Genomic DNA, 2,160 nt, shown 5'->3' with positions numbered 1-2,160 from the left:
CCTGGCGGAACAACTGGTACACCAGCGGTGTGTCCATCCCGGTCCTCTCGTACTAAGGACAGCTCCTCTCAAACTTCCAGCGCCCACGACGGATAGGGACCGAACTGTCTCACGACGTTCTGAACCCAGCTCGCGTACCGCTTTAATGGGCGAACAGCCCAACCCTTGGGACCGACTACAGCCCCAGGATGCGATGAGCCGACATCGAGGTGCCAAACCTCCCCGTCGATGTGAACTCTTGGGGGAGATAAGCCTGTTATCCCCGGGGTAGCTTTTATCCGTTGAGCGATGGCCCTTCCATGCGGAACCACCGGATCACTAAGCCCGACTTTCGTCCCTGCTCGACTTGTAGGTCTCGCAGTCAAGCTCCCTTCTGCCTTTACACTCTGCGAATGATTTCCAACCATTCTGAGGGAACCTTTGGGCGCCTCCGTTACTCTTTGGGAGGCGACCGCCCCAGTCAAACTGCCCGCCTGACACTGTCTCCGAACCGGATTACGGTCCTGGGTTAGAATGTCCGTACAGCCAGGGTGGTATCCCACGGATGCCTCCTCCGAAGCTAGCGCTCCGGTATCGACGGCTCCCACCTATCCTGTACAAGCTGTACCAACATTCAATATCAGGCTACAGTAAAGCTCCACGGGGTCTTTCCGTCCTGTCGCGGGTAATGTGCATCTTCACACATAGTATAATTTCACCGGGTCTCTCGTTGAGACAGTGCCCAAGTCGTTGCACCTTTCGTGCGGGTCGGAACTTACCCGACAAGGAATTTCGCTACCTTAGGACCGTTATAGTTACGGCCGCCGTTTACTGGGGCTTCGGTTCTACGCTTCGCACCAAAGTGCTAACGCTTCCCCTTAACCTTCCAGCACCGGGCAGGTGTCAGCCCCTATACTTCGCCTTTCGGCTTCGCAGAGACCTGTGTTTTTGCTAAACAGTCGCTTGGGCCTATTCACTGCGGCTCCTCCTTAAAGGAGCACCCCTTCTCCCGAAGTTACGGGGTCATTTTGCCGAGTTCCTTAACGAGAGTTCTCCCGCTCACCTTAGGATTCTCTCCTCGCCTACCTGTGTCGGTTTGCGGTACGGGCACCTATGAACTCACTAGAGGATTTTCTTGGCAGTGTGGAATCAGGAACTTCGGTACTCTATTTCCCTCCCCATCACAGCTCAAAATTGTTGGACGGATTTGCCTATCCAACTTTCTCACTGCTTGGGCGCACATTTCCATCAGTGCGCTTTCCTTATCCTACTGCGTCCCCCCATCGCTCAAACGCTCATGAGGTGGTACAGGAATATCTACCTGTTGTCCATCGCCTACGCCTTTCGGCCTCGGCTTAGGTCCCGACTAACCCTGAGTGGACGAGCCTTCCTCAGGAAACCTTAGGCATTCGGTGAAAGAGATTCTCACTCTTTTTTCGCTACTCATACCGGCATTCTCACTTCCAAGCGCTCCACCAGTCCTCACGGTCTGACTTCTCAGCACTTGGAACGCTCTCCTACCATTGTTCGTAAGAACAATCCGCAGCTTCGGTGATACGTTTAGCCCCGGTACATTTTCGGCGCAGAGTCACTCGACCAGTGAGCTATTACGCACTCTTTAAATGATGGCTGCTTCTAAGCCAACATACTGGTTGTCTGGGCAACTCCACATCCTTTTCCACTTAACGTATACTTTGGGACCTTAGCTGGCGGTCTGGGCTGTTTCCCTTTCGACTATGAACCTTATCACCCATAGTCTGACTCCCAAGTCTAAGTAGCTGGCATTCGGAGTTTGACTGAATTCGGTAACCCGGTGAGGGCCCCTAGTCCAATCAGTGCTCTACCTCCAGTACTCGTTCCTTGAGGCTAGCCCTAAAGCTATTTCGGAGAGAACCAGCTATCTCCGTGTTCGATTGGCATTTCACCCCTACCCACACCTCATCCCCGCATTTTTCAACATACGTGGGTTCGGGCCTCCAGTCAGTGTTACCTGACCTTCACCCTGGACATGGGTAGATCACACGGTTTCGGGTCTACGACCGTATACTAGGACGCCCTATTCAGACTCGCTTTCGCTGCGGCTCCGTGTCTTCCACTTAACCTTGCATACGATCGTAACTCGCCGGTCCATTCTACAAAAGGTACGCCGTCACCCATTAACGGGCTCCGACTACTTGTAAG

General features: G+C 53.6%; 1 rRNA gene. It reads right to left on the bottom strand.

The window, feature by feature from the left end:
* Positions 1–2,160 (bottom strand): 23S ribosomal RNA (locus BMY13_RS19095); the annotation flags it as partial.

Origin of the sequence: Virgibacillus subterraneus, from assembly GCF_900110695.1 — a bacterium.
In the GTDB taxonomy this organism is placed as follows: domain Bacteria; phylum Bacillota; class Bacilli; order Bacillales; family Amphibacillaceae; genus Lentibacillus; species Lentibacillus subterraneus.
Note: the sequence above shows the minus strand (reverse complement) of the source record. Positions and strands in the feature narration are given on the sequence as shown.